Here is a 23,949-nt window from a genome sequence, read left to right as displayed (position 1 = left end):
AATCTATTCTGAGAATTTTGAAGAAAATATATTAGAATAGTTTCTTTCTTGAAGTTTATTGTAAGGAATTTTTATAAGTATCCTATTCAGTAATAATACTAAGTATGAAAATTACTGTATCCCTTATAAAGGCGGATATCGGCGGCATGGCAGGACACATAACTGTACATCCTGGACACGAAGAACTAGCAAAGAAGAAGCTCGCCGAAGCAAAAGAAACCGGGTTAATACGGGATTTCTATGTCTTTCACGTAGGAGACGACCTTCAGCTTTTAATGACTCATACTAGGGGTGAGAATAATCCTGAGATACACAAGCTTGCTTGGGACGTTTTTGTAGAAGCTACTGAGAAAATTAGCAAGCCACTTAAGCTCTACGGGGCTGGACAGGATCTTCTCAGTGATACGTTCTCGGGCAACGTGCGTGGGCTTGGACCCGGCGTCGCTGAGATGGAATTTGAGGAAAGGAGAAGCGAGCCGTTACTAGTGTTTGCGGCTGACAAGACGGAGCCGGGGGCCTGGAACCTCAAGCTGTATAAAATCTTTGCTGATCCCTTCAATACGGCGGGTTTGGTTATCGACCCAACGATGCATGAAGGTTTCATCTTTGAAGTCCTGGATCTTATTGAACACAAAGCCGTCAAGCTGAAAGCCCCAGAGGAACTCTATGATCTCTTGGCACTCATCGGTACACCAGGTAGGTATGTTATTAGGAGGATATGGCGGAAAAGCGATAACGAGGTGGCTGCCACAGCTAGTGTTACTAGATTATCGCTAATTGCTGGAAGATATGTGGGAAAGGATGACCCCGTCCTGGTAGTAAGGGCACAACATGGGTTCCCAGCTACAGGCGAGGTCCTCGAGGCTTTTGCTTTTCCTCATCTCGTATCAGGGTGGATGAGGGGATCGCATACAGGACCCTTGATGCCTGTGAGTCTTCGCGATGCCAAGTGTACACGCTTCGACGGTCCTCCCAGGTTGGTTGGGTTAGGTTTTCAGCTTCATGATGGTTACCTAGAGGGCCCTGTTGATTTATTCGATGATCCAGCCTTTGAGCACACAAGGAGGTTGGCCACTGAAATTGCAGAGTATATGAGAAGACATGGTCCATTCATGCCACACAGGCTTGGGCCAGAGGAAATGGAATACACAACCCTTCCACAAGTATTGAAAAAACTGCAAGATAGATTCGTGCCAGCGGAGTAGAAGGTCTTGAAGAATACCTATCGCTGCATAAAGTAACTTATAAGCTCCACTTTTCGAGCCCAGCCTCCTCCTCAAAGGACAATGGGTTCACTTTCTGGCTGCCTATTAGCCACAGTCTGTTATCGATTCTCTCTACGGGTGTTAAGACACTGACTCGCTTTTCCCGCGCGTTGAACCCTGTTATTATTCCTATGCCTTCACAGTACCGCTCTTTACTCATGAAACCCACGACGCTGTGTAACAGCTCATATCCCTGAAGGAGCCTAAAATGCCTTACAGAGAATGCGTTTTTTGCAAAGTCAAGGGCCTGTGGTATCGGAGAAGACCCTACAATGGCGCCTAGGTAGTCATCCGCTTTTTCAGCATATAGTACTTCTACGCCCAAAATACTCTGGAGCTTGAAGGTTTCCTCAGAATCTAGAGGCCTCCCGCTAAGGAAATATGAATAAGCGGTCCTTATATTGTTCAAGCTGATACTTTTAACACTGGCACCTGTAAAATAGCGGCTATACATGTATCGTCGGTACTCCTTCCTATCCTGTTTATCCCTGCTAGCTATAAAGGCAGGCTTAGGTACTCTAACAATCTCGACTAGAGCCTCCAGCTCACGTTCTATCTGTACGAGTTGAGAGGGGGCTCCTACAAGAACTACGAGATCGGGTTCCGTTATAAGGGTCTTGAAGAACTTGAGCTCTCGACCTTCTCCTTCAGTCACCCACCCCGTAGAGTCTATTATTAGCCTGTCCACCAACTTTTCAGCTTTTCTAGCGAGAAGAGCGGCTCCAACTATACTCCTGTGAATAACCGATGCTGGAGAGTTGGAGCCGGTAAAGAATGCGTCGTAAAGCGGGATACTAGAGAGAGAGTACACGCTTTTCTCGGTGACACCTAGACCAATTGTTCCTGGAGGACCTATGCTTTTTTGGCCAACATCCGCGTCGATGACTGCGACTTTATTCCCCCTGTTTGCAAGCACGTTCACTAGTAGAGTCACAAGGGACGTTTTCCCGCTATCGACGTCTCCGATTACGAGAACACGCCTTATATTGCTGCTGGCAAGCTTCTCGGCGAGCTCGTACCACTCCCCAGGAGTGGTATCTCCAATATGAAAGGTGAAGCTACCATACTCAACGTTGATAACAGCATTTTGATGCGCGTAGAGGGGAAGGGCTCTGGTGGGTTCCACGTTAAACTCTTGTCCATCGCTAAACTCTGCCCCGAAAACCCTTAGTACTCCTTCGAGCACCTTAAGTTTGGCAGGACCATAGACTATCAGGGTGTAACCCTCAGGTATTTTAATCTCTGGCAAGCCCAACCCCATGTTTTTAACCTCTAAAAATTAAATAATACTGTATGCCGCAAAGGGTCTTCCATATTAACGGAATCACGGTAGAATTATGTGAGGGCGACCTTACTGAGGTCGTGGCTGACGCCATCGTAAACGCCGCTAATAGCTTCTTGAAGCATGGAGGCGGCGTGGCACTCGCAATAGTGAGAAAAGGGGGTGAGGAGATACAACGTGAGAGTGACGAGTACGTGAAAAGACATGGTCCAGTGCCGACAGGTCAGGTTGCAGTCACGGGGGCCGGAAAGCTAAAGGCTAGATTCGTAATACACGCTGTGGGCCCGAGGTTCGGAGAGGAAAATGGGGACGCAAAGCTAGCATCCGCATTTAGAAATGCCTTGCTCAAAGCCGAAGAACTCCGGCTGCAAAGTATAGCTTTCCCTGCAATTTCAACTGGTATTTACGGGTATCCCTATGAGAAGTGTGCCATGATAGCTGTTAAGACACTCAAGGAAATGTATACCTCGCTTAAGAACGTGAAGAGAATAATCTTTTGTCTGTATGGTTCCGAGGCCTATACAACTTTTCAAGAGGTATTCCAAAAGGAGTTAGGGCATTAAACTTCATCTCCTTGAGTCGAAGCCTGCACTCTCCGCGCAATGACCCATGCCGCGAACAATGAGGCAAAGACTGCTATATAGAGTATAAGCCTGATATCCGAGACCATTTTTAGCTCCATCGTAATTATCTCTCTAATAATGAATATTAGGGCCGCCTCAAGTACGACAATCACAGAGATTTTCTTCTCGATGATGCCTCCAACCAGTGTACGCATTAGATCTACCGCTACTATCATTAGCAGGGATTCATCGAGAAAAGTCACGAAGTGCTGTCTATCGAAGACTGCCTCCGTGGCCAGCTTGGCGGCCTCGCCGATAAGCTTTGTCAGCGATAAAATAACGGCTAAGGCTAAGAGAAGCGCAATAAAGACCTCCAGGATAACTATAAGGCCTCCAGCTGCCTTCTCTACGTATCGCTCCACACTTTTTGTCGGTATTGTGATATTTTAAATATAACTGTTTATTTGTCATGCAGAAAGGTGCCTTGGGTGGAGGTTGCTCTACTTGCAGGCGGCTTCGCGAAAAGACTGGGAGGCATGTATAAGCCATTGATACGAATTTGCGATAAACCTGTTCTCGCAGCATTAGCCATGCGTCTCAGCTCAGCCTTCGAGAAAATCATCGTCGTTGTACACACAAAGGAGCAGGAAGAACTTGTTTCCTCGGCGTTGGCAAATATCCCGGGGGAGATTATTATAGCAGTGGATGAAATAAGGGAGACCGCCCCCATTGTGGGCTTGTACACTGCTGCGAGAAACTCCACTACCAGCGCGTTTGCCGTTCTCCCCGCGGATGCTCCGTTCTTAAAAGCAGAAACAATTTTAAATATTCTAAAACATCTCGAGACATTTTATGATGCTGTCGTACCTAAATGGCCTAACGGATACCTGGAACCTCTAATAGCGTCTTACAGGCGTGAAGCTCTAATACGAGCGTTGAACGGGCTTGACAATTATGGGAAGAGCGTCACCTGGCTCCTAGCCAAAATCAGGACAAAATATGTGGATATCAACGCTTTAACTCCACACCCTAATTTGGAGTTCTTTAACCTTAATACTCCTGAGGATCTTGCCAAGGCAGAAGAAATTTGTAGAAGACTAGACTATTACTAGGTCTATTTCCCGCAGCTGCAAGTCATAAGTCCACGCCCTGATGCCTTTTGGGGAAACTATGATCCAGACCTCTCCGGGACACTCAGACATCCTCAAGGTGTCTAGTGGCGAGGGTATGGGACGACCATAGCTATGACTATGCAGAATTCCAATGTATTTCAATCCTCTAATCTTGAAGCTTTGTACAGCTTCATACCATTCCCGAAAATCTATTCGAAAAGTACCAGCTGAATAGATTCCCTTAATCTCTTTAACCTCATTAACTAGCGTCTCTTCATCCTTGATATCTCCTCCTAGAACAGCAAGCCTCTCTTCCTCTATTACCTGGAAACTCTTGAGTATATGGGAGGAAATCACAACCCTACGTATCGGGGACTCTGGACCTATAATGCTGGAGGATGTATGCATCGTTTCACACAGGGAAAGGATCACTAATAATCTCTTTTAAAGCCTGAACCGTGAAATCTATATCGGATTTAAGGGCCATAGAGACGGGGGCATGTATGTATCTAACTGGAACAGAAACAGCAGTTACCTCTGCCCCCCAAAGGAGGAAACTACCGCTGTCCGTGGCACTGTAGGGTGAAAGTTGTAGTTGGAAAGGAATATCCTTCTTTGCTAAAAGCTTCTTGATGTGATTGAGAAGCCTTTGGGAACCTATGATGCTTCTGTCCATGACCCTTATAGCAGGGCCTGCTCCCAGTCTTGTCACCACTTTGTCTGGCGAGGATAACGGCACGTCATTGGCAATCGTTCCCTCAACGGCTATTGCGAAGTTTGGCTCAAGATTTTTTGCCAGGACAGATGCCCCACGCAACCCAACTTCCTCCTGTACTGTAAACGCCACTACTACTGAACCATGGTCTGGCGGTGAGACAGCTTCGACAGCTTTAAGCATGGCATAGCAACCCACTCTATCATCAAGCGCTTTACCAAAGACGTGTTTCTTTGTTTCTTTGAAGTTCCCGGGGAATGTTCCGGGTGTACCGGGTGATATCCCGTAGTCCAAAACCTCTTGACGCGAGGACGCTCCGATATCGATGAACAGATCCTCTATTGTGGGAGCGGTAGGAGCCTGCTGCCCCTGTATATGTGGTGGGTTGGATCCTATCACTCCTGGAATCATGTCTTCTCCAGCCAGGAGGATCACTTCATGGCCTATTATTGAAAGCGGGTTTAGGCCTCCGAGAGCTGTGAATCTGATGAAACCATTATCGTCTATGTAGCGTACCATGACACCTACTTCGTCCATGTGGGCTGCCAGGATTAGGGAGGGTTTGTCTTCACCAAGAATAACATATACGTTCCCGATATTGTCAATCAGGGGTTCTAGCCCTAGTGAGCGTAGACGCTTCACAATCAACGAGCGTACCCTCTCTTCAAAGCCTGAGGGTGAGGGCGCGTTCACAAGCTCTGCGAGAAGTCCTGAGTCAAGCATATGCGATCCGTTTAGAATACCATACCAGGGTTAAGTATTTTGTGGAAACTATGACTTTAGAAATATATAATTTTTATTCGATATTTTTATTTAAAAATATCGTAAAGTATTTATTGTACATTTGTAAAAATAGTAATGACTAAGATGAAAGGAGGATACATAGGCAAAATTCTTTTTGTAAACTTAACGGATAAAACAATTCGAACAGAACCCATCGACCCCCAGGTGGCTGAGAAATACATAGGAGGTAAGGGATACGCGCTCTATCTTCTCTACTACAGGTACCTGAAGGAATACATGGCAAAAGGCATGTCCCCAAAGGACGTCAATCCCTTAGGGCCAGAAAACGTACTTATCTTCGCCACGGGACCTATCACCGGGGTTGCCGGAGTACCTTCACCTGGAAGATACCACGTCATGGCTCTCAGATCCCCATTAACCGGATCTGTAGGAAGTGCTAATAGTGGAGGCGAGTTCGGACCCTACATGAAGTTCGCAGGTTACGACATGATAGTGGTCGAGGGAGCCTCAGAGAAACCAGTATACTTAGAGGTCGTCAACGGACATGCAGAGATCAAAGATGCCTCAGATATCTGGGGTAGAAATGTCTTTGATACGACACGTGTCTTGAAGAACAGGGTGAAAGCTAAGAATGTCAGCGTTGCTTGCATAGGTCCCGCTGGAGAAAACCTCGTTTTGATGGCTAATATAATGAACGATGATCATAGGGCGGCCGGTAGAACGGGTCTTGGAGCTGTTATGGGGAGCAAGAAATTAAAGGCAATCGTCGTCGCTGGTGAGGAGAAACCCCAGGTTGCTAAGCCGGATGAGTTTAGAGAGCTATCAAGGAATCTGATAGAACGAATGAAAAAGAATCCCGTGACGGGTGAGGGACTACCCACTTATGGTACAGCCGTGCTGGTGAATATCATAAACCAGGCTGGAATGCTCCCGTATAAGAACTGGCAGTTCGGCTACAACCCTGAGGCAGACAAGATAAGCGGTGAAACACTTGCGAAAACCTTTCTCATAAAAAGGCGTCCATGCTGGGGATGCCAGATAGGATGCGGCCGAGTGGTTAAGGTCGAGAGCGGCCCCTACCAGATTCTCTACAGTGAAGGACCTGAATACGAATCCATCTGGGCTCTCGGCAACACTACAGGTGTAATGGACTTGGCTGCTGTCATCAAGGCGAACCACCTCTGCGACGAGCTGGGAATGGATCCTATATCGCTTGGCTCAACGATAGCCTGTGCAATGGAGTTACGTGAGAAGGGCTATATCCCTGAAGAAGACCTGCAAGGCATTGATCTAAGGTTCGGGAATGCTGCAGCCTTAGTGGAATCTATATGGAGAACGGCTTATAAGTCCGGCTTCGGGGCGAAGCTAGCACTCGGAAGCAAGAGACTAGCCGAGATGTATGGTGCTCCCGAGCTATCAATGAGCGTAAAGGGACTTGAAATGCCTGCCTATGATCCTCGTGGTGCTAAGGGTATAGGTCTGAATTATGCAACTGCCAATAGGGGTGGCTGCCACGTCACGGGATACACGATATCCCCCGAGATACTCGGCTTGCCGCAGAAAATCGACCCATTAACTCCGGAGGGTAAGGCGCAATGGGTAAAGATATTCCAGGATCTTACAGACGTTGTTAACAGCGCCGTCAACTGTTTGTTTGTAACATTCGCTCTGGGGGCTCAAGACTACGCCGACCTCTTCAACACGGTGGCCGGCTTCAACTTTACAACAGATGATGTTATGACTATTGGGGAAAGGATATACAACCTAGAGCGTTACATAATGTCCTATTACGGGTTCTCAGCCAAAGATGATACTCTGCCTAAACGCCTGACTCATGAGCCGATGCCCGAGGGTCCGGTGAAAGGACAAGTCGTTGAGCTAGACAAGATGCTCGCCGAGTACTACAAGCTACGCGGATGGGTTGACGGCGTCCCCACCAAGGAGAAATTAAAACAGCTTGGTATCGAACCTTAAAAGAAAAATTATAACTTTTTTACCCAGTAGTTTATCTTGATGTTTTATGCCACGGGTTAAGATTTTACTTTTCGCCTCTCTACGCGATAAGTACGGCGTAAAAGAGATTGAAGTCGACACAGATGGCAGTCTACGCAACGCGGTGGAAAACGCTTCAAAACAGCTTGGACGTGAATTTATAGACGAGTTCTTCGAAAACAGTAGTTACAGATCAGATAGGCTAATACTTGTTAATGGAAGGCATATTCAATTCCTAGGAGAAGTGCAGTTGAAGGACGGGGACATTATAGCAATATTTCCACCAATAGCGGGCGGGTAAGGATTCAATAGTAACATTGCGGGGGGTCGAGGACAACTGTCCTAAAAAAAGTTTGATTATAGATCGAATATTTTAAATGAAACCATGATATACCGTTTTTTATTCCTTGGTATTCTTTTTATGCTGTGTGTATTTTCCCGATTATTATTTATAGTCTCTATATATATAATGGCTTCAAAAGGAATATATGTGGAAAAAGTCATAGTTATAGCTTTAGGTGGTAACGCTCTCATAAGAAAAGGGCAGCGCGGAACTTTCCAAGAGCAGGTTGAAAACCTTATACGTATTACTCCTGAAATAGCGCGAGCATCGCGTAGCTACAGGATTGTACTTACTCACGGCAACGGTCCCCAGGTGGGAAACCTTTACCTTCAACAGGAACATACCAGAGACGTGCCACCAATGCCTTTACATGCATGTGTCGCCATGACGCAGAGCCTCATCGGTTACATGATACAGACGGCTTTTAGCAAATGCTGCCCCGAGCTCAGAGTCAATGTTGTGCCAACTCGAGTGATTGTCGACCCGGGTGACCTCGCTTTTTTGAACCCTACGAAACCTATTGGTCCTTACTATGATGGGGCACAGGTGGAAGACTTGAAAAAGAAGGGATGGAGCCTTGTTATGGTTCCCGGAAGAGGGTGGAGGCGCGTAGTGCCTTCTCCCAAACCCCGGGAGATCGTGGAACTTGAGCAGATACGGACGTCGGTCGAGAGGTTTGAAGTTACGGTGGCCGTGGGCGGCGGTGGGGTACCGGTTGTAAAACAAAATGGCTCCTTGGTGGGAGTGGACGCGGTTATCGATAAGGATCTTGCATCTTCAGTGCTAGCGGTCTCCCTTAATGCGGAGTCCTTCCTGATTCTAACAGATGTTGAAGGCGTCTATCTGGACTATGGTTCGGAGAAGCAGCAGCTCATCCGGGAGATCAGATTGCGGGAGGCACAGGAGCTGCTAGAAAAAGGATACTTTCCTCCGGGAAGCATGGGGCCCAAGGTGGAGGCTGTAATCGAGTTTGTCAGGGCTACGGGGAGAAAAGCGATTATAGGCCATCTTGACAAGTTGGAAGAGATTATACGTGGCGTGTCAGGAACTATATTTAAACCCTAGGAGGCTATTACTTATCACGTATATTGAAAAGCTGCGGGAATCCTTTACTCTGATGCTCATATAGAGGGACTTGAAGCTAAAACTCGGGGCGCGATAGCATTAATATTAACCCCCGCAGTTTTGTTCCCAGGTGCGTGTTTTGTTCAGGAAAGTTTGCTTGCTGATACTTCTATTAGTACTAGTAATACCTAGGCTTGAAGTTGGGATCAGTGAAACTGGATTAAAGGAGTCTTCTAAAGTAACTTATACTATCACGGGACGATTCCTACTCATGAACAATAACAATGTATCCGTTAACGATTATGTTTACATCTCCCTACCACAGAATACCACGTTTCAGAGAAGCTTTGTAATGAACATTGAACCCAAGCCCATCAGATTCCAGGTAGATGAGGATGGGAACGTTTTCGCTGTAACCTATATAGTAGCCAAGCCAGGGGAAAAAATATGGATAAACGTGACGTACAGGGTCACAGTCACTGGTTACTCAATAGACCCCTCAGCAAGCAGGGGTGTATGGCCGAACTTTAATATTCTTAAAAGGTATACAAGGTCCACCAGATACTGGGACATCTACAACACGACAATTGTAAAGTTAGCTTACGACGCGGCTTATAGTGACACCCCCCTAAAAACAGTCCAGAGGCTTGCAAGCTGGGTTGTGAGTAGAGTTAACTATCAGGTGAACCTTGGAAGGAGTGGCAGCGACCACGCATTAATTTACACGCCGAGAGGTTACAGGATTCAGGGCGACTGTGTAGAGGTTGCCGACGTCTTCATTACCATGGCTAGATCACTGGGAATTCCCGCTAGGGGCGCCTACGGCTTCCTGCTAACAAGCTACAAGGAGCACATGTGGCTCAACATGAGTACAGTTGCTGAGGAGGGAGACGCTATTCTAAACCATTGGGGTGGTCACATGTGGCCCGAGGTCTACGTGGAACCTTATGGATGGATAGATGTGGATATGCTTGACGGAATGACTACAAACGTGGGGTTGTTCAGTGCAAGACACGTAATCTTCGGCTTCGAGGAAACTAAATACTATGGCGCTACGCTGACGAGTAGCTGTATACCGAGCTATATGAGCTTGGAGTATATCGATTATGTATTCGATGGTGAGCTAGGATGAGGAATACATTTGCGTTTATATTATTGATACTTGTATCGTTGCTAGCCCTGCACGGAAACTATAGCAATGGACAGCCATCCTACTGGATAGCCCTCAACTTCAAAGTGACTTTTAATGGAGATGGCACTGTAGTCGTTGAGGCAAAGCTACACCCATTTACTGTCGAAGGTAAAAGCCTCTTCGGAGACAAGAGTGTTGAGAGCAGGATAAAAAACGAGTCGGCGCAGACTCTAGGATACATACTCTTAATGTTCTCGGATAACCCTCGCCTTCTCAGTTTCAGGGTTCTCGCAGATATGGAGAAGAGATATGGAGAAAGCGTTTTGTGCGACGTGGCTGGCACGGGTAAGATGACAAAATTTGACGGGGCTTATGTTTACTCTGTTATGGTTTACCTTAACACTAGCAATTATGTCAGCCTTATCAATGACTCTGTTTACCTAGTTAAGGTTAGGGACAGTTTTACAAGTACAGATCCTAGAAGCTGGATAGACGTCATAGAGTTCACTTTTAATGGGAGTGATCTCTTGGGGCTAGACTGGGAGCCAAAGTTTGCTCAGGGACCTACGTCGAGAAGTCTAAAAAGCCTTTTATGGATCAACTATAACGAGCAGGAAGCACCGGACATGTATATTTTCGAGGTTAAAATGCCCGGCCTCAAGCTTGTTGGTGAACCCCCAGAGGTCAAAGCTACAATAAAAGAGGTTGTTCTTGAGGGAACCCAGCTACGCGTCACAGTCCAAAACCTTGAATCTCCCAGCGGTTACGTGTACATTGTGGTTAAAGGTACTAATACTCAGGCAAGAAAGGTCTATCTCTTTAGTCGAGAGGTAAAGGAGGTTGTATTCCCATATGTGACGGATAGAAACGTTACGGTACTCCTTTATTCGGGAGATAAACTACTTGAAAATAGGATCGTTGAGGCTGCAGCTGAGCCCTCTCTTCCAGCGTTACGCAAGTATCCTAATGTGAATGGAGTGTACATAACGATAATAGCTATTGTTATTTTCACAGTTTTCGCGATATGGCTTGCGAGAAGAGGCATCAAAAAATAAAAAATTTAAAGGAAAAGATTTACGCTGTATGCTTGCTTGTCCCGAGATCCTTTACAAGGATATAGGGAGTTCTAGTTGGGGTATCGACCTCCCACCAGTACATGTCGTACTGGGTGTCCCCGAGAGCAATAATGTTTTGAAGTAACCGCGGGAACGAGTCAGCTATCCTCATCTTCTTGGCTGCTCCCACTATTTCTCCATTTTTGACTATGAATATGGCGTCCCGGGTTATGGTAGAAAAGATTCCTTCAACATAATTCTGTAATCGCGTATACCAGTTGTTCGTAACTATTAGACCGTTCTTCATCTCACTGAGAAGCTCCTCGAACTTGTAATCGCCCCTGTGAACTGTAAGCGACCATAGACGCGGGAATATTAAACCAGCGTTCCCAGTGGTCTGAGACCCGAACTTCGCGGCAGTCTTCGTATTATGTAAGAGTGTCTTCAGAACACCCTTCTCGATTATTGGCTTATCATAGGTGGGTATACCCTCATCGTCAAACGAGGTAGACCCAGGAAGCTCGGCATTCCGTGGAGTATCCTCGATGGTCAGTTTCTCAGCTGCTACTTTGTCTCCAGGCTTGGAGTTCATGAAGATAGAACTTCCCATCAACACACTGTGAGCTAGAGCCATGTCAGCTATGTAGTTGAAGAAATTTCCAGCCACCATGGGCGAAAGGAGGATGTTATATCTTCCTGGTGGGACCTCCTCCTGAACTCGTGACCGGAACGCAAAGTCTGCAGCGGTTTCTGCGACGTGCTCGACTTCCTTTATCTTCAGCTTCCGCGAGCCGAGAGACCATTGACCTGAGCCCTCACCCGCAAATGCCCGGATGTACATTTTCATGAATGTTCCCTCCTCGAAGAGCTCTGCGCCCTTGCTATTCACAAGTGCCCTCCTTTCGTGGGTAGCCTGAAACATGCCTGCAAAGCTGTCGATCTTGTATCTATTTACGGCCTCCACAATAGCTTCTGAGACATTTGAAGGCTCATTTATGGCGTCTATCAAGTGCTTATCTACAAGACCTGGAAGAGGATCAGGCTTCTTGGGCTCGGGTAGAGGTGCATACAGCATGCTTTGCGGCAACTGTGTATGCATAGTGTAAAGATTCGAGAGTATCTTGTATGCGTCGTCGAGGGAGCTTACGGGTGCACTCGTCCCTAGGATTCTCTGATTCTTTGTTACATAAACCCCTATCTCCGTGGAGCCCCAATTCTGGATTACACTCGGCTCACTATTAGCGAATTTAACCATTAGGCTGTCTGTAGACCTTACGTCAACGGCTGCTTCATCAAATCCCATTGACAAAGCTTTCTCAACAACTTTTTTCCCTATCTCTAACAGCTGTTCTTTCATCAGGCTATCACCCTTAACAAGACATTCCTAATTCTAACATTCGGTCCTCCAAACCAAACTGGTACGCCCTGCATGGGCTCTCCCTTCCCACATGTGCCGGCGTAGAACTCTAGGTTCTTGTCCGCAGCGTCTACACTGCTGTAAAAGGTTTTTGTCGTCAACTCGAGAACAGGATTCTTAACTAGGTGCCTCAACTCACCGTTCTCGATGAGGTAGGCTTCAAGGCCGCCATACCTTTGGCTCCACCTCTCGTCATCGATGTTCCACTCCATGTAGCTCTTTATGTAAACGCCAAACTTCACCCCCTCCACGAGCTCCTCAAACGTGTGGTCTCCCGGCTTAAAGTAAGTATTGGCCATTCTTATGATAGGTTCGCTCTCATAGTTCATCGCCCTTGCGGCGGCATTACTACTAACTCCGAAAACCTTGGCTGTCCACCTGTTGTGGAGAAATTCGTTTATCTTTCCCTCCTTGTAAAGATAACGTGGTCTGGCGGGAACACCTTCATCGTCATACAGGTAGAATCCATTGCTACCCGGTATTGTAGGGTCGTCTATCACAGTAGCATACTCGCTCCCTATTCTCTCACCTATCATGTTCGGCTTTATGAAGCTCTTACCCGCCTGTGCAGCCTCCCTACCCAGGATCCTGTCAGCCTCGCTTGGGTGCCCGGAGCTCTCGTGGACCATGAGGCCTACGATCTCGCTCCCCACCACCACGTCGACAGGTTTATCTGTTGGAGGAGACTTAGCCTCCAAGATTATCTGCTCAAACTTCCTTGTATCTTCTGGTAGATATCCTATCACGTTCCACTTCTTGAGAAGCTCGTATCCCCCTGAGCCAGCATGGGAGAAAAACCTTTGAATAGTGCCCTTCGAGGGTAGAGTGACAACAATATTGTAACCGAGTGACAGTCGGGGAATCCTGCTCCTTATAAAAGCACCGTCGCTATTTGCTATAACTTTCTCCTCCAGGCTTTCGCCAATCCATGTAGTTAGAGTTGCAACACGCGCAGTAGAGATAGATGAGCTCACTTGTTTCCATAGGTCTTTAATATAGGATACTTTTTCTTCGACAGAGGTGTTCTCGAAGGGCACAAGCTCATTTACCTCATAAGTGGCTCGTCCAAGCCTCTCGTGAGAATACTCAACAGGGTTCTTCATAAGCTTGGAGTGTGCCTGGGCCTTCCGTACAGCTTTTTGCACGGCATCTTGAACCCCCTCCCTGGTAAGCACGTTTGTAGAGGCAAAGCCCAGCGCGCCCCCCGCAATTACACGTACGGCTACTCCCTCACTGACCGAGGATTCCGCGCCTATTATCTCTCCGTTTCTCGCGGCAAGGCTGCTTCGTGAATGCTTGTGATACCGCGCCTCAACGTATTGAGCGCCTAGAGAAGAGCCTTTTTCAACAGCCAAGAGAACGAGATCCTCGTACTTCCACGTCATTCGTGTCGCGTTAATAAGCCCTTCTTCAATAAATTTTTAACTCTTTAAAGCTCTTTAATCGACAACGTGGTCTAGATGAAACTCGTATTCATAGGGCCTCCGGGTGTCGGCAAAGGAACATACGCAAATGCTGTTCGTGAGAAGTATGGAATACCACATATTTCAACCGGCGATATATTTCGAGAGGAGGTGAAGAAGGGCTCTGAGCTGGGTCTTAAAGTCAAGGAATATCTCGATAAGGGTCTCCTTGTTCCGGATGACCTGGTGATCGAGGTTGTGAAGAAGAGGCTTCAAGAGGAAGATTGTAGGAAGGGTTTTATATTGGACGGCTTTCCAAGAACGGTAGTCCAGGCAGTGGCACTTGAAAAGTTCGCGCCGCCGGACTTGGTAATTAATTTTGTAGCGAAGCCTGAGGTAATTATAGAGAGAGTAAGCGGTAGACGAGTCTGCTCCGTTTGCGGCGCTATATACCACGTAAAGTATATGCCACCAAAGGTACCAGGTGTATGCGACAAGTGCGGTGGACCACTAATACAGCGCAGGGACGATAAACCAGAGGTTGTTAGGGAGAGGTTAAAGATATTTGAGGAGCAGTTCACGCCCATCATACGCTTCTACTCTGAGAAAGGGAGGCTGGTCACCATCGAGGCGAATGAGCAGGCCGATGTCGTGATCCCGAGGATCCTCGAAATCCTCAAGAAGTATTTCTAGACGAGAGGTTGAGAAAGCGTGTAACCACGTAGAGGATGCCTGCTATAGTTACAGTTATCAAAGTTGCCGGTAGAAGATCCGACACATAGTTAGACAGAGCTCGTTGCATGTAGAGTCCCAGAAAAGATATCAATAGAGAAGCTACATATAACGGTATATACCAGTTCATCACGTACCATGTTCCTGAAAGCTTGCCGTCCTTGAGTACGTGCAGTGCGTCACGCGTCACTAGGAGGTACGCGTTTAATAGTAGAATAGTTGGCAGCAGGTCACGGTCAGACACGACGAGAACTGCAGATAAAAAGTAGATTGCCACGAAGGCCGACTCAATCAAAACATCTCGCAGATAAAGAAAACCCATGGCCATGACAAGGTTAAGTAATAGAATAACAGCCTTTGAAAAAATGGGTATGCTGGCTGCCAGATAAGAGACGCAGTTGAAAAGTATAAGAGTTATTCCCATGATTCTCTCATTTATCACGTGGACTCCACCAGGACGAGTTTCCTCCTCCTATCAGATAGCAGCTTCAAGACTCCCTTCTTCCAGGACTCCGTTAACAGTTGGTTAAGCTGTTGGTCTCGTGTCCATCTTATTGAAAAAGGATTCACCGCGACACAGGTTACCGGGTACCCCATGCTCTCAGCGAAGGACACAGTATCGTAGATTTCCTTCTCGGCGAAGGGAGATATGATTACAACAGAGGATCCAAGGGGACTAATAAGTAGAGAGATTCTCTTGAAGACCTCCTCGTATTCTATTATCTGTTTCGTGGATAGATATCTTACATCCGCCAGAGATGTCAACAGTCTAAACAACTGTTTTTTACCTGCACCCGGCCTAATCCAGTCTCTGTAGTTGCCAACTACGAGTAAGGCCACGTTATTGCCCGCACTTATAAAGGAGTATACTATCGAGGCGGCTATCCGCACAAGCTCATCTATAAAATCATCTATAACTTCTCCCAAAAGCCTTTTACCACTTACATCGAGAATAACCAGTATACTGGTTAGCCTTTCACCCTCGAAGGCGTTGATCATCCAGTGTCGGGTTCTCGCAGTTGCTTTCCAATTTACGCGTCGAAGTATGTACTCCTGGGCCTCCCGAACTTCAAGGAAGTCTCCACCATCGCCCGCTTGTTTTGAAGCTATTTCTCCCGGACGGGGCATCGTAAAGCGAGAAGTCACAGCTATACGATATTTTCTCAGGATGCGTGGAAAAACAGCTATCTCGTCTGGCTCCAGGGCGAATATCTCTTCTCGACGGAGTAGAAAAGGGTCGTAGGCTTCGACTCTCGTAGGGCCTAAATTAAAGTGGCCTCTCCTCTTGGCCGACACCTTATAGGAGAGTTTTCCTTCTTCTCCTTGTTTAAGCACGAAAAAGCCTCTTAAGCTTCCATCTATGACTTCTAAAGGAGGTTCGATTTCTTCCAGAATCCTTAAAAACAAAAGCCTCCCACTATCGTTCTTGATCAATAGAGTAACCGTAACGGTATCCCCTTCAACGACCCTTTTCCTCGAGACTTCTCTCCTAACCTTAACCCCGTATACTCTCAACAGTGGAAAAGCCATGCTTAACAGCAACGGGTAGAGCAAGGGCAGCTCTAACAAAAGCAAAATCCACGTCTGCGTTAACACAGCTATAAGTGACAGAACAAGAACTGTTAGACCAGTGACCAATCCCTTCATTGTAAGCACTCTTAACCCCTAAAACCACGCGGCACTTCTACCTTCTCTAATACATGTCTTATGATTTCTTCAGCCGTAGAGCCCCGCACAACACTCTCAACCCGTAGAACAAGCCGGTGCGCCAAGACTGGAATAGCGAGCTCTTTCACATCGTCAGGTATAACGTAGTCTCGGCCGCGTATCAATGCAAGTGCGCGTGAAGCCTTTAGTAACGCCTCTGAGCCTCTCGGGCTTACCCCTACTTCCGCCTCCTTTGCCTCTCTAGTCATCGAGGCTATCCTCACGATATAATCGAGAATAGCGTCGTCAACGTACACATCTTCAACCTTCCTTTGCATTGCAAGAATCTGGTCCCGACCCAGAACCTTGTTTATCTTGGGCTTATCGGATCTCCTTTCAATCCTTTTTCTAAGGATCAGCCTCTCTTCGGCAGGATCCGGGTAGCCCATCCGCGTCTTGATGATGAAGCGGTCGAGCTGTGCCTCGGGCAGGGGATAAGTTCCCTCGTATTCGATAGGGTTGAGGGTCGCTATAACCATGAAAGGCTCATTCAAGGGTATCGTGTTTCCCTCGATCGTAACTTGCCGCTCCTGCATAGCCTCGAGGAGCGCGCTCTGAGTCTTCGGGGGCGCCCTATTTATCTCGTCAGCCAGCAGTATGTTGGTAAATATTGGCCCCTTTCTAAGCTTAAACTCGCCGCTCTTCACATCCCAATAGTATCCTCCAGTGATGTCTTGAGGGAGCAAGTCCGGCGTGAACTGTATCCTCTTGAATTCGAGATCAAGAGCTGCCGCAAATGAAGAAGCTAATAGAGTCTTAGCCATGCCAGGGTAGTCCTCGATAAGAAGGTGCCCCTGCGCTAGAAACGAGACCAGGACCTTCTCGATCACGTCTTTTTTCCCGACTATGGCTTTTGCCAGCTCCTCGAATAGCCCATCAAAGGGAGACCCCTCGCTCATATCCGTTTAGCAAACAACCCGAGGCTAATATTTATTTGGTGGCAAAGTAGAAAATCCTCCGCTCTAATTCCTCGCTCTTCACGGTTTCCCCTCTACGTAGACGTCTACGAGTCTCCTCAAGTAAGCCCTCATAAGATTCCTCGGGCGCCTCTTCTGCGGGAGCCTTCCCTTTCCCTATCACGTTAGAGACTGCTTCCAGTAGAGTCATGGACACCAGTATCACGAGAAAAATTAATGATAGAGACCAGAGAAAGTAAACGTTGAACGTGTCATGAAACAGCGCTGATAAGCCTGCCAAGGCCAGGAGGCCTAAACGCAGGAGTTTATTTTTCTCAATTCGCACCATACCGCGCACCGCTCTCAAGTGAGCTAATGATCTGAAGGAGAGACCTCTCAGCCCTCACCTTGTCCTCGTCAAACATCTCATGATTGCTGTAGAGGGCTTTCTCAAAAAGATATGTTAACTCTACAAGAGGCTCGACTGGAACATGGGGGGCCAGGTTCATCGTTTCCCTCATTATTTCCCTTGCAGTCATTTCGCCGCTTATAGGAATCTTGCTTTTTTCCAGCTCTCGACAAAGAGAGTTGTACAACTCCACTATTATTTCCCTTAAATTCCTATTAGACTTCAAGCTTAGAAGCGCGTTCCTGCTCTCACGAAGCATATGAGCTTGAAAAGCACGAACCTCTTCCTTACCATTTTCCACGTCTTTCTCGCGGAACGCGAGGAGCACTGTGATCACTGTTATAGCCAGTATGGCAGCTAGTATTGCCGGTGTAAACTTGTAGAGGGTACCTTGCGTGGATGATATGTGACCCGCAGTCTGCTCGACCGAAACAGACGTAATGGAAGTATTAAGGAGCACTGGAGACTGATTCATAGTGGATCCTTCGCGTAGCATAATCCTTGAATTCTCGCCACTGGAGCCACGGTTGAAAATAAGGAAAACAATCAACAATAGGATAAGGTTGAATAGTATTGAGGATAGGAAGTTCCTGCTACGACCTTGAAGTTTTCTCTCATCTCTCCTTAGAAGTTCCCTAATCAACTCTACTATCTCGTGTCTCATAATGATGATATTGAAGGCCAGAAAGGACACAAGCAAGAGGAAAATTACTGCAAAAAAATCATCCCCAGCAAACGCAGGGAGAACGAGCTCTCTAGGAGAGGAAGACGCCGATAATAAGATGGCCAGTGTTAGTATTGGTATCAAGGGGATTTCAGGCCTAAGACGCAATTGACTTCACTAATTCACGTCTGCTTGTACGGGCAAAAATACTTTTCCTGTAGATTTAGATTGCGAGGCAACGCTTTTAACGCGAGTGACCATCAATATAAAACGTGTACTGCAAAACGTTCCGTTATAAGCTCAAACCCGACAAGCTCTCGTCTGTCATAGAGATCTCGAAAAGAATAGACTCCCAGATGAGGAGCTTCTCAGAGGACTTTCAAAAATACACTCTGATCCGTGAAATCCAGGATCACTTAGAAATACTGGAACTATACTTCTTCGAGGACTGGGACAGCTGGCGCCGCCTAATGGAGAAAACCTCAAGCGATTCAAGGCTCGAGGAGCTATGGGAAAACTTTGAAAGGCTTATAGAGGGCGAGGTCTCCGAGGAGGACTGGGAGCTCTTAGAGTAAAGCCTTAAACATACCAGCTCGGCAGGCCCTCGCTCTTCTCCCTCACTTTCTCCTCAACGCCGCTAAGCTCTCTCTCAAGTTCACGTCTCTTTGCCCGCTCCTCCTCTATCATCTTGTCTAGGCTTTCAAGGCTGATCTCTATCCCAAGAAGCTTTGAGACTATCCTTATTACTTCTCTTGAAGACTCAAAGTTAGGCTCGGGTGTAGTAGTACTCCCCATTATGACGATGCCCTCAAGCCCGTTGAGAGATGCCAGCGTTGGGAGGAGACCGCAAGCCCCGGTTATTGTACCCCCAATGCTCCTCCTCAGCCCGAGCGACTCAAGCTCGCCCAGTCTCATGGACTTGGCTACAGCATAGACCACCTCTATCTCAGGGGTCTCCGAGCTAGTGCCACATAAGCTGATCACGGACGAGCCTCCCACTGACCTAAAGAACTCTAGAACCACCTCCGCGACCTCATACTGGGCCCAGACTGCTGGCTGAACCTCGCTCGTCAGGAAGACTATGTCTCTAGAGGCTCCCTGGAACAAGTAAAACTTATAGGATGGAAGCTGCATTTGACCTGTCTGGTCTACGAATACCCCTGCGTTACCGACAGGTAGAAGTAGTCCCGGACCTATAAGCTCGGCGACCTTCTCAAGCTTAAGGGTACTCACGAGGTAGTCCACCGCTATCTTCCCCACGAGCCCTATGCCTGGTAGCCCCTGGACGAGGATACCCTCACGTGTCTTAAACTCCTTGTAAAGGAAGAGCTTATAACTCCCGTACTCTAACGTTTTCACAAGTCTTGTAATCCAGCGCGGGTTAAATTTCTTGCCAGCCTCAACACCCACCGCTACCCTAACAGAAAGAGATATAGTACCAGCATCAGACTCTCATACAGAGTTGATGAGCATCTGCGACTCTGAAAAGTGATGAGTACCAAACCGGCTGAAAATTCAGCAGGGTAAGTTTTCCTCACCCCTCAGGGCCGGGAGCACTCATCAACGCTCATGCAAGACGGACCCCTAATATAACCTTAACGCTCCCATCTTCACATCACATGAGAACCTCTAGCCGGAAAAACGTCAATAGTTAAACTAGAACAGCATATGACCGTTACCCGTTATTATTATAATGCCTTGAAAACCAGGAATGAAGTTAGGCTTGGGAAGTTTGCCTGTTTAAAGGAATGATGGGGGCTGGTTACGTGTTGACGAAAAGGGTTTAGTGTTTCTGGAATAGAGTTGTGATATTCTTGTGGATTTCCTGTGTGAGTTTTCCTTCCTCTATTCTCTTGAGGTTTGAGATGAGTTTTACTAGTCCTGGTATTAGGAGTGGTGATAGGTTGAGCCCTCTGTATGAGTATGGACCGTCGCTTTCCGTGAGGAGTAGGTGTAGTGGTGTGTTGCGGGCTATGTTTTTAGACTTTTCTTGGATGCTTGCAGAGGCATTGATGCTTATGTATAAGCCCTTCTCGGTTATCTCCTGTAGTAAGCTAATCGGCCCCGTGTACCAGTGAAATATTGCCTTCTTGGCCCCTCTCTGGACGAGCATCTCGAAGACTTGGCTCCAAGCGCCGGCGGCGTGCAGGTTTAGTGGTAGGGAGTGGCTTACAGCCATGTCGAGTAGGGCTTGGAATACCTGCTTTTGGAGGTTGAATGTGGTTGGGGTGAACTTTAAGTCTAGCCCTACCTCGCCTACGCAGTCAGCTTCTTTGAGAAGCCCGTTGATCTGTTCTAGTTGTCTGAGAGCGTCGGCTTCCTGTTTCACATTCCAGGGATGTAGGCCGACGCACGCCCTTACGTTCTCGGGGAATTCATCGCGTAGCTCGAGGTTTCGTATAGAGGAGTCGTAGTCCTCGGCGACTGCGACTAGTAGCATGTTTGAGCTTATGAAATCCTCTATTTCCTTGCGGTTGAACTCGTAGAGATGCACGTGTGCGTCTACGAGTGACGTCAAGGCTGCTTCACCAAGAGTATCTCTTCGGGGTTAAAGCCGAAGGTTTCCTTGAAGAGCCCATGGAGTTCGGCTCCGAGTTGATGTGTGGAGGAGGCTAATATTAGGAGTCTTTCTCGGAGGGATAGGGCTACCTTCTCGTTTTTGGACCCTCTTGTCTTTACCCAGGCGCCGGCTTCTCTTGCGATAAGGTATGCTGCGGCTATGTCTATGACCCTCATTGTGCCCCAGTAGTCTATGTACGCGTCTGCCCCGCCGGAGGCGACAAAGGACAGCTCTAGACTCGCGCTACCCAGGCTTCTAACGATGGCTCCCCTTGAGACAAGGTTTAGGGTGTATGTGTGGGGTAGGAAGACGGCCTTTGGGGAGGAGCCCACGAATACTATGCCGTCCTTTAGCGTGGTGTGCGTGGTCACGTGTATGAGGTTGCCGTTGAGGAATGCTCCTTTGCCTTTAAGGGCTGTGAACTCTAGGTTTAGGAGGGGCGCGTATATGGCTGCCGCAACGACGTCCTCTAGGGTTTCTCCCCTTGCTATGGCCACCGAGACCGCAAAGAATGGAAGACCCCGTTTATAGTTTCGGCTCCCATCTATAGGGTCTATTATGGCTGTTAACTCGGCTTCACCGTTATGCCGTCTTTCACCCATTTCCTCGCTGACTATCCTTATGGTTCCTAGATCCTCTAAGAGAGAATCCAGTATCATTTTCTCGGACTCGACGTCGCCTCTGAGAGAGTAGTCGCCTCCCTCTCCTCTACCAACGACGCTGGAACCCACTCCTTCCCTTATCGCCTTGACGGCTGCCTCTCCTCCGCGCCTGGCGGCCTTCCGTGCGGCTTCGAGAAGTAGGCTAGGATCCAATCAAGCTACACCTCTACAAGATCCACGCTGAACCGCTCCAGGTCTATGAGGGCAAACGTTCTCGTGCCTGCGAGGTAGCCTGAAAGTGTGCCGGGGTTTACTACGAGTGTGTTTCCGATCTTCCTGACGTCGGCTTTATGTGTATGCCCGTAGACTACTATGTCGAAGTCTCCGCTCTTGGCGAGGGCTTGGACTAAACGCTCGGTCTTCTCGGGCGTGGAAGCCCCGTGAATGACTGCTAATCGCTTATTACTGATCGTCGTGAACAGTGGTGGCTCCTCTAGTACTATACCGATGTCGTCAGCGACCTTCTTTAGTAAAAGTTTTTCACCATCGTTGTTTCCGTAGACAGCATATACCTTGTAGCCGTTGAGGGCTCTAAGAGTGAATGGGGAGACTATGTCGCCCGCATGTATTATAGTGTCTACTCTCCCCCTTATTTTTCCGATAAATGCTTGAAGAGCTTCCAGGTTGTCATGCGTGTCGGAGATTATTGCTACATGCATATAGCATCAAGATTAATAAACGAGAGTACATTAAAATTTAGCGTAATGTCAGGGAGTAATGCTTCGAAAATCGATGGTGTAGTGCGACAGAAAGAGATACCAATGGACAGTATTATAGCCAGGGCAGCATGGCTTCTAGCCGAGGGGCGCGTGGTAAAGGTGAGTCCCTACCTTTACTACGTCATGGGTCGCGTTGGGAAGCACCTGGTAAGGGTTGAGGGTGGAAAGCTTACGTGTACGTGTAAAGGCTTCCAGGAGAAGGGTATATGTTCTCACGTTGTTGCTGTGTCGACTTTACTGGAGTTGAAAGACGTTGACGCCTTTCTAGATGAACGAGTGAGGGAGAGGGTTAGGAGAGAGTTAAGGGAGAGGTTTAACAAGACATAGAAAAATCGTATTGGCTAGGAGAATAGCGGCAGTGAGAAACCATACTGTTTCACGATACTCCTTATGGTTTCTTTCAGTTCCTCAAAGTTCTTTTTTGAAAACAGTTTCTTCCCGTAGTAAAGACCTATCGGGTAAATCATGGACAAGGTTACTAGTATTGTTATACCTCGTCCTAGGAATGCTGCTGCGACAGCCTTCTCCTTTGGAACCCCGAGTAGTAAGTATAGAGTTATCAGTGCTACGTCTACGCTGCCAACCATGAATGGGACGCCTATAGATGCTAGCGAGAAAATCGTGAGAATAGTGTATCCAGGCGCTATGAGAATGGGGTTTATTTTTACGCCTATGCTTCTCAGCGAGTAATACGGTGTAAGCACACCACTTATCCACTGGCCCATTAGGGAAAGGACCGCCGCCCAGAGGTTCGGGCTGTACGGTGAGAAGTCCCGCGCGGTATCAGAGACATATTGGAGAAACTTTTCTGTCTCTCTCTCAAGGGCTTCTTTCCTCTTAACTGGTAGCTTCTCTATGAGCCACCGCGCGAAGCGCAGCGTCCTGTTAGCATCAAATATAAAAACGGCTATCAGGGCTGCGCTGAGAAATGCGAGTAGAACAGTTATGCCGTATATGAGGAGATAGTTCATAATGGACGTGCTGAGGTTCACGGCCAAGACCGCGGTTATCATTATAAATAAGGCTAGTGTAGTGTTGAGTAGAAACCTGAAGAATAGGTTATAGCTTATAGCCGAAGCCCAGTCTCCGTACTGCCTCAGGAAAACGATTCTAACTATGTCTCCCTCGATGAATGCAGATGGTAGAATCAGGTCTACTAGCCATGCAAGCATTGTTCCTCCTACCGCTTCTCTCAGCTTTAGCCTGAACCTCTTGTACGTGAGGAACCAATAGGATAGGGCGTGTAAGAAGTAGTATAGGATCTCGAAGATGACCAGGTATAATATGAACTGTTTATCTATCTGAGTTAAAGTTTGGATAAACTCGCCTAGCTTAAAGTCTTGGATAATGTATAGCCCAAGTGCGATTATGAAAATCGCCTGGACAACATATATGACGTGTTTTCTGATCCATCGTTTTGCGACATCATTCATAATCAAGACACAAAGGGATTGAGAGCCTCTGTATTTTATATTTTCCCAAGCGTTAAGCCTGAAGAAACGGAAATGTGAA

27 protein-coding genes are annotated in these 23,949 nt (G+C 47.4%); 11 read left to right on the top strand and 16 right to left on the bottom strand.

The genetic code is table 11. From position 1 onward, the window contains the following. Positions 1 to 104 precede the first annotated feature (104 nt). Positions 105 to 1,205 (top strand): fructose-1,6-bisphosphate aldolase/phosphatase, encoded by a 1,101-nt coding sequence (gene fbp, locus MA03_RS00620; RefSeq protein WP_052883418.1) that lies wholly within the window; start codon positions 105 to 107, stop codon positions 1,203 to 1,205. Positions 1,206 to 1,242: 37 nt separating this feature from the next. On the opposite strand, the gene MA03_RS00615 is transcribed toward fbp, so the two are convergent. Next, the gene (locus MA03_RS00615; RefSeq protein ID WP_052883417.1) at positions 1,243 to 2,526 is read right to left on the bottom strand and encodes a Clp1/GlmU family protein; all 1,284 of its coding nucleotides are present in this window, start codon (positions 2,524 to 2,526) and stop codon (positions 1,243 to 1,245) included. Between the two features lie 32 nt (positions 2,527 to 2,558). On the opposite strand from MA03_RS00615, the gene MA03_RS00610 reads away from it, so the two are divergent. Then, entirely contained in the window at positions 2,559 to 3,110 is a 552-nt protein-coding gene (locus MA03_RS00610; protein WP_052883416.1) for an ADP-ribose-binding protein, read from the top strand. Here the strand turns inward: MA03_RS00610 and MA03_RS00605 are convergent. Then, on the bottom strand, positions 3,107 to 3,532 hold the full coding sequence (locus tag MA03_RS00605; protein ID WP_052883415.1) for a phosphate-starvation-inducible PsiE family protein: 426 nt from the start codon (positions 3,530 to 3,532) through the stop codon (positions 3,107 to 3,109). The genes MA03_RS00610 and MA03_RS00605 overlap by 4 nt on opposite strands. Positions 3,533 to 3,589: 57 nt before the next feature. Here MA03_RS00605 and mobA point away from each other — a divergent pair, with 57 nt between their 5' ends. Then, the gene (gene mobA / locus MA03_RS00600) at positions 3,590 to 4,222 is read left to right on the top strand and encodes a molybdenum cofactor guanylyltransferase (RefSeq protein ID WP_052883414.1); all 633 of its coding nucleotides are present in this window, start codon (positions 3,590 to 3,592) and stop codon (positions 4,220 to 4,222) included. Here the strand turns inward: mobA and MA03_RS00595 are convergent. Further along, the gene (locus tag MA03_RS00595) at positions 4,208 to 4,630 is read right to left on the bottom strand and encodes a Mov34/MPN/PAD-1 family protein (protein WP_052883413.1); all 423 of its coding nucleotides are present in this window, start codon (positions 4,628 to 4,630) and stop codon (positions 4,208 to 4,210) included. The two genes, mobA and MA03_RS00595, sit on opposite strands and share 15 nt — an antisense overlap. A 4-nt stretch (positions 4,631 to 4,634) precedes the next feature. Then, on the bottom strand, positions 4,635 to 5,660 hold the full coding sequence (locus MA03_RS00590; protein ID WP_052883412.1) for a M42 family metallopeptidase: 1,026 nt from the start codon (positions 5,658 to 5,660) through the stop codon (positions 4,635 to 4,637). Between the two features lie 144 nt (positions 5,661 to 5,804). Here MA03_RS00590 and MA03_RS00585 point away from each other — a divergent pair, with 144 nt between their 5' ends. The 5 genes from MA03_RS00585 to MA03_RS00565 all read left to right on the top strand — a co-directional run bounded on the left by MA03_RS00585 (position 5,805) and on the right by MA03_RS00565 (position 11,268). Continuing rightward, complete coding sequence (locus MA03_RS00585) at positions 5,805 to 7,655, top strand: aldehyde ferredoxin oxidoreductase family protein (RefSeq protein WP_052884840.1); 1,851 nt, start codon at positions 5,805 to 5,807, stop codon at positions 7,653 to 7,655. A gap of 46 nt (positions 7,656 to 7,701) precedes the next feature. Then, complete coding sequence (locus tag MA03_RS00580) at positions 7,702 to 7,974, top strand: MoaD/ThiS family protein (RefSeq protein ID WP_052883411.1); 273 nt, start codon at positions 7,702 to 7,704, stop codon at positions 7,972 to 7,974. Positions 7,975 to 8,142: 168 nt separating this feature from the next. Further along, complete coding sequence (gene arcC / locus MA03_RS00575; RefSeq protein WP_052884839.1) at positions 8,143 to 9,081, top strand: carbamate kinase; 939 nt, start codon at positions 8,143 to 8,145, stop codon at positions 9,079 to 9,081. 139 nt (positions 9,082 to 9,220) lie between these two features. Then, a complete protein-coding gene (locus tag MA03_RS00570) occupies positions 9,221 to 10,213 on the top strand; it encodes a transglutaminase-like domain-containing protein (protein ID WP_191118603.1) in 993 nt (330 codons plus the stop codon). Further along, positions 10,210 to 11,268 carry a hypothetical protein gene (locus MA03_RS00565; protein WP_052883409.1) on the top strand — a complete coding sequence of 353 codons (1,059 nt, stop codon included), beginning with the start codon at positions 10,210 to 10,212 and terminating at the stop codon, positions 11,266 to 11,268. Before MA03_RS00570 ends, MA03_RS00565 begins: the two co-directional genes overlap by 4 nt. A 19-nt stretch (positions 11,269 to 11,287) precedes the next feature. On the opposite strand, the gene MA03_RS00560 is transcribed toward MA03_RS00565, so the two are convergent. Together MA03_RS00560 and MA03_RS00555 are read right to left on the bottom strand one after the other, a co-directional pair. Further along, positions 11,288 to 12,625 (bottom strand): TldD/PmbA family protein, encoded by a 1,338-nt coding sequence (locus MA03_RS00560; protein ID WP_052883408.1) that lies wholly within the window; start codon positions 12,623 to 12,625, stop codon positions 11,288 to 11,290. Beyond that, positions 12,625 to 14,070, bottom strand: a complete 1,446-nt coding sequence (locus MA03_RS00555) for a TldD/PmbA family protein (protein WP_052883407.1) — start codon at positions 14,068 to 14,070, stop codon at positions 12,625 to 12,627. The genes MA03_RS00560 and MA03_RS00555 overlap by 1 nt, the downstream gene beginning before the upstream one ends. 75 nt (positions 14,071 to 14,145) lie before the next feature. Here MA03_RS00555 and MA03_RS00550 point away from each other — a divergent pair, with 75 nt between their 5' ends. Continuing rightward, entirely contained in the window at positions 14,146 to 14,781 is a 636-nt protein-coding gene (locus MA03_RS00550) for an adenylate kinase (protein ID WP_052883406.1), read from the top strand. Here MA03_RS00550 and MA03_RS00545 read toward each other — a convergent pair. Genes MA03_RS00545 through MA03_RS00525 form a run of 5 tightly spaced genes read right to left on the bottom strand, consistent with a single transcriptional unit; the run spans position 14,765 to position 18,664 of the window. Further along, a complete protein-coding gene (locus tag MA03_RS00545) occupies positions 14,765 to 15,262 on the bottom strand; it encodes a hypothetical protein (RefSeq protein ID WP_052883405.1) in 498 nt (165 codons plus the stop codon). The two genes, MA03_RS00550 and MA03_RS00545, sit on opposite strands and share 17 nt — an antisense overlap. Next, positions 15,259 to 16,467 carry a DUF58 domain-containing protein gene (locus tag MA03_RS00540; protein WP_191118602.1) on the bottom strand — a complete coding sequence of 403 codons (1,209 nt, stop codon included), beginning with the start codon at positions 16,465 to 16,467 and terminating at the stop codon, positions 15,259 to 15,261. The genes MA03_RS00545 and MA03_RS00540 overlap by 4 nt, the downstream gene beginning before the upstream one ends. A gap of 11 nt (positions 16,468 to 16,478) precedes the next feature. Continuing rightward, entirely contained in the window at positions 16,479 to 17,426 is a 948-nt protein-coding gene (locus MA03_RS00535) for an AAA family ATPase (protein WP_052883403.1), read from the bottom strand. 31 nt (positions 17,427 to 17,457) lie between these two features. Continuing rightward, the gene (locus MA03_RS00530; RefSeq protein ID WP_052883402.1) at positions 17,458 to 17,772 is read right to left on the bottom strand and encodes a hypothetical protein; all 315 of its coding nucleotides are present in this window, start codon (positions 17,770 to 17,772) and stop codon (positions 17,458 to 17,460) included. After that, complete coding sequence (locus tag MA03_RS00525) at positions 17,759 to 18,664, bottom strand: DUF4129 domain-containing protein (protein ID WP_052883401.1); 906 nt, start codon at positions 18,662 to 18,664, stop codon at positions 17,759 to 17,761. The genes MA03_RS00530 and MA03_RS00525 overlap by 14 nt, the downstream gene beginning before the upstream one ends. 104 nt (positions 18,665 to 18,768) lie before the next feature. Between MA03_RS00525 and MA03_RS00520 the strand changes: the two genes are divergently transcribed. Next, positions 18,769 to 19,071 carry a hypothetical protein gene (locus MA03_RS00520; RefSeq protein ID WP_052883400.1) on the top strand — a complete coding sequence of 101 codons (303 nt, stop codon included), beginning with the start codon at positions 18,769 to 18,771 and terminating at the stop codon, positions 19,069 to 19,071. Between the two features lie 4 nt (positions 19,072 to 19,075). Here MA03_RS00520 and MA03_RS00515 read toward each other — a convergent pair whose 3' ends face one another. From MA03_RS00515 to MA03_RS00500, 4 genes are all read right to left on the bottom strand, one after another. Then, positions 19,076 to 19,906: a PAC2 family protein gene (locus MA03_RS00515; protein ID WP_052883399.1), complete on the bottom strand. Its 831-nt coding sequence runs from the start codon at positions 19,904 to 19,906 to the stop codon at positions 19,076 to 19,078. Positions 19,907 to 20,279: 373 nt separating this feature from the next. Then, positions 20,280 to 21,014: a TatD family hydrolase gene (locus tag MA03_RS00510; protein WP_191118601.1), complete on the bottom strand. Its 735-nt coding sequence runs from the start codon at positions 21,012 to 21,014 to the stop codon at positions 20,280 to 20,282. Beyond that, on the bottom strand, positions 21,011 to 21,871 hold the full coding sequence (locus tag MA03_RS00505; RefSeq protein WP_052883397.1) for an inositol monophosphatase family protein: 861 nt from the start codon (positions 21,869 to 21,871) through the stop codon (positions 21,011 to 21,013). Before MA03_RS00505 ends, MA03_RS00510 begins: the two co-directional genes overlap by 4 nt. A gap of 5 nt (positions 21,872 to 21,876) precedes the next feature. Continuing rightward, positions 21,877 to 22,377: a metallophosphoesterase gene (locus MA03_RS00500; protein ID WP_052883396.1), complete on the bottom strand. Its 501-nt coding sequence runs from the start codon at positions 22,375 to 22,377 to the stop codon at positions 21,877 to 21,879. Positions 22,378 to 22,422: 45 nt separating this feature from the next. On the opposite strand from MA03_RS00500, the gene MA03_RS00495 reads away from it, so the two are divergent. After that, positions 22,423 to 22,764, top strand: coding sequence for an SWIM zinc finger family protein (locus tag MA03_RS00495; RefSeq protein ID WP_052883395.1), 342 nt, complete (start codon positions 22,423 to 22,425; stop codon positions 22,762 to 22,764). A gap of 14 nt (positions 22,765 to 22,778) precedes the next feature. Here MA03_RS00495 and MA03_RS00490 read toward each other — a convergent pair whose 3' ends face one another. Further along, positions 22,779 to 23,870 (bottom strand): lysylphosphatidylglycerol synthase transmembrane domain-containing protein, encoded by a 1,092-nt coding sequence (locus MA03_RS00490; protein WP_052883394.1) that lies wholly within the window; start codon positions 23,868 to 23,870, stop codon positions 22,779 to 22,781. Positions 23,871 to 23,949 lie beyond the last annotated feature (79 nt).

Source organism: Thermofilum uzonense (assembly GCF_000993805.1).
GTDB classification, from domain to species: Archaea; Thermoproteota; Thermoprotei; order Thermofilales; family Thermofilaceae; genus Thermofilum; species Thermofilum uzonense.
Note: the sequence above shows the minus strand (reverse complement) of the source record. Positions and strands in the feature narration are given on the sequence as shown.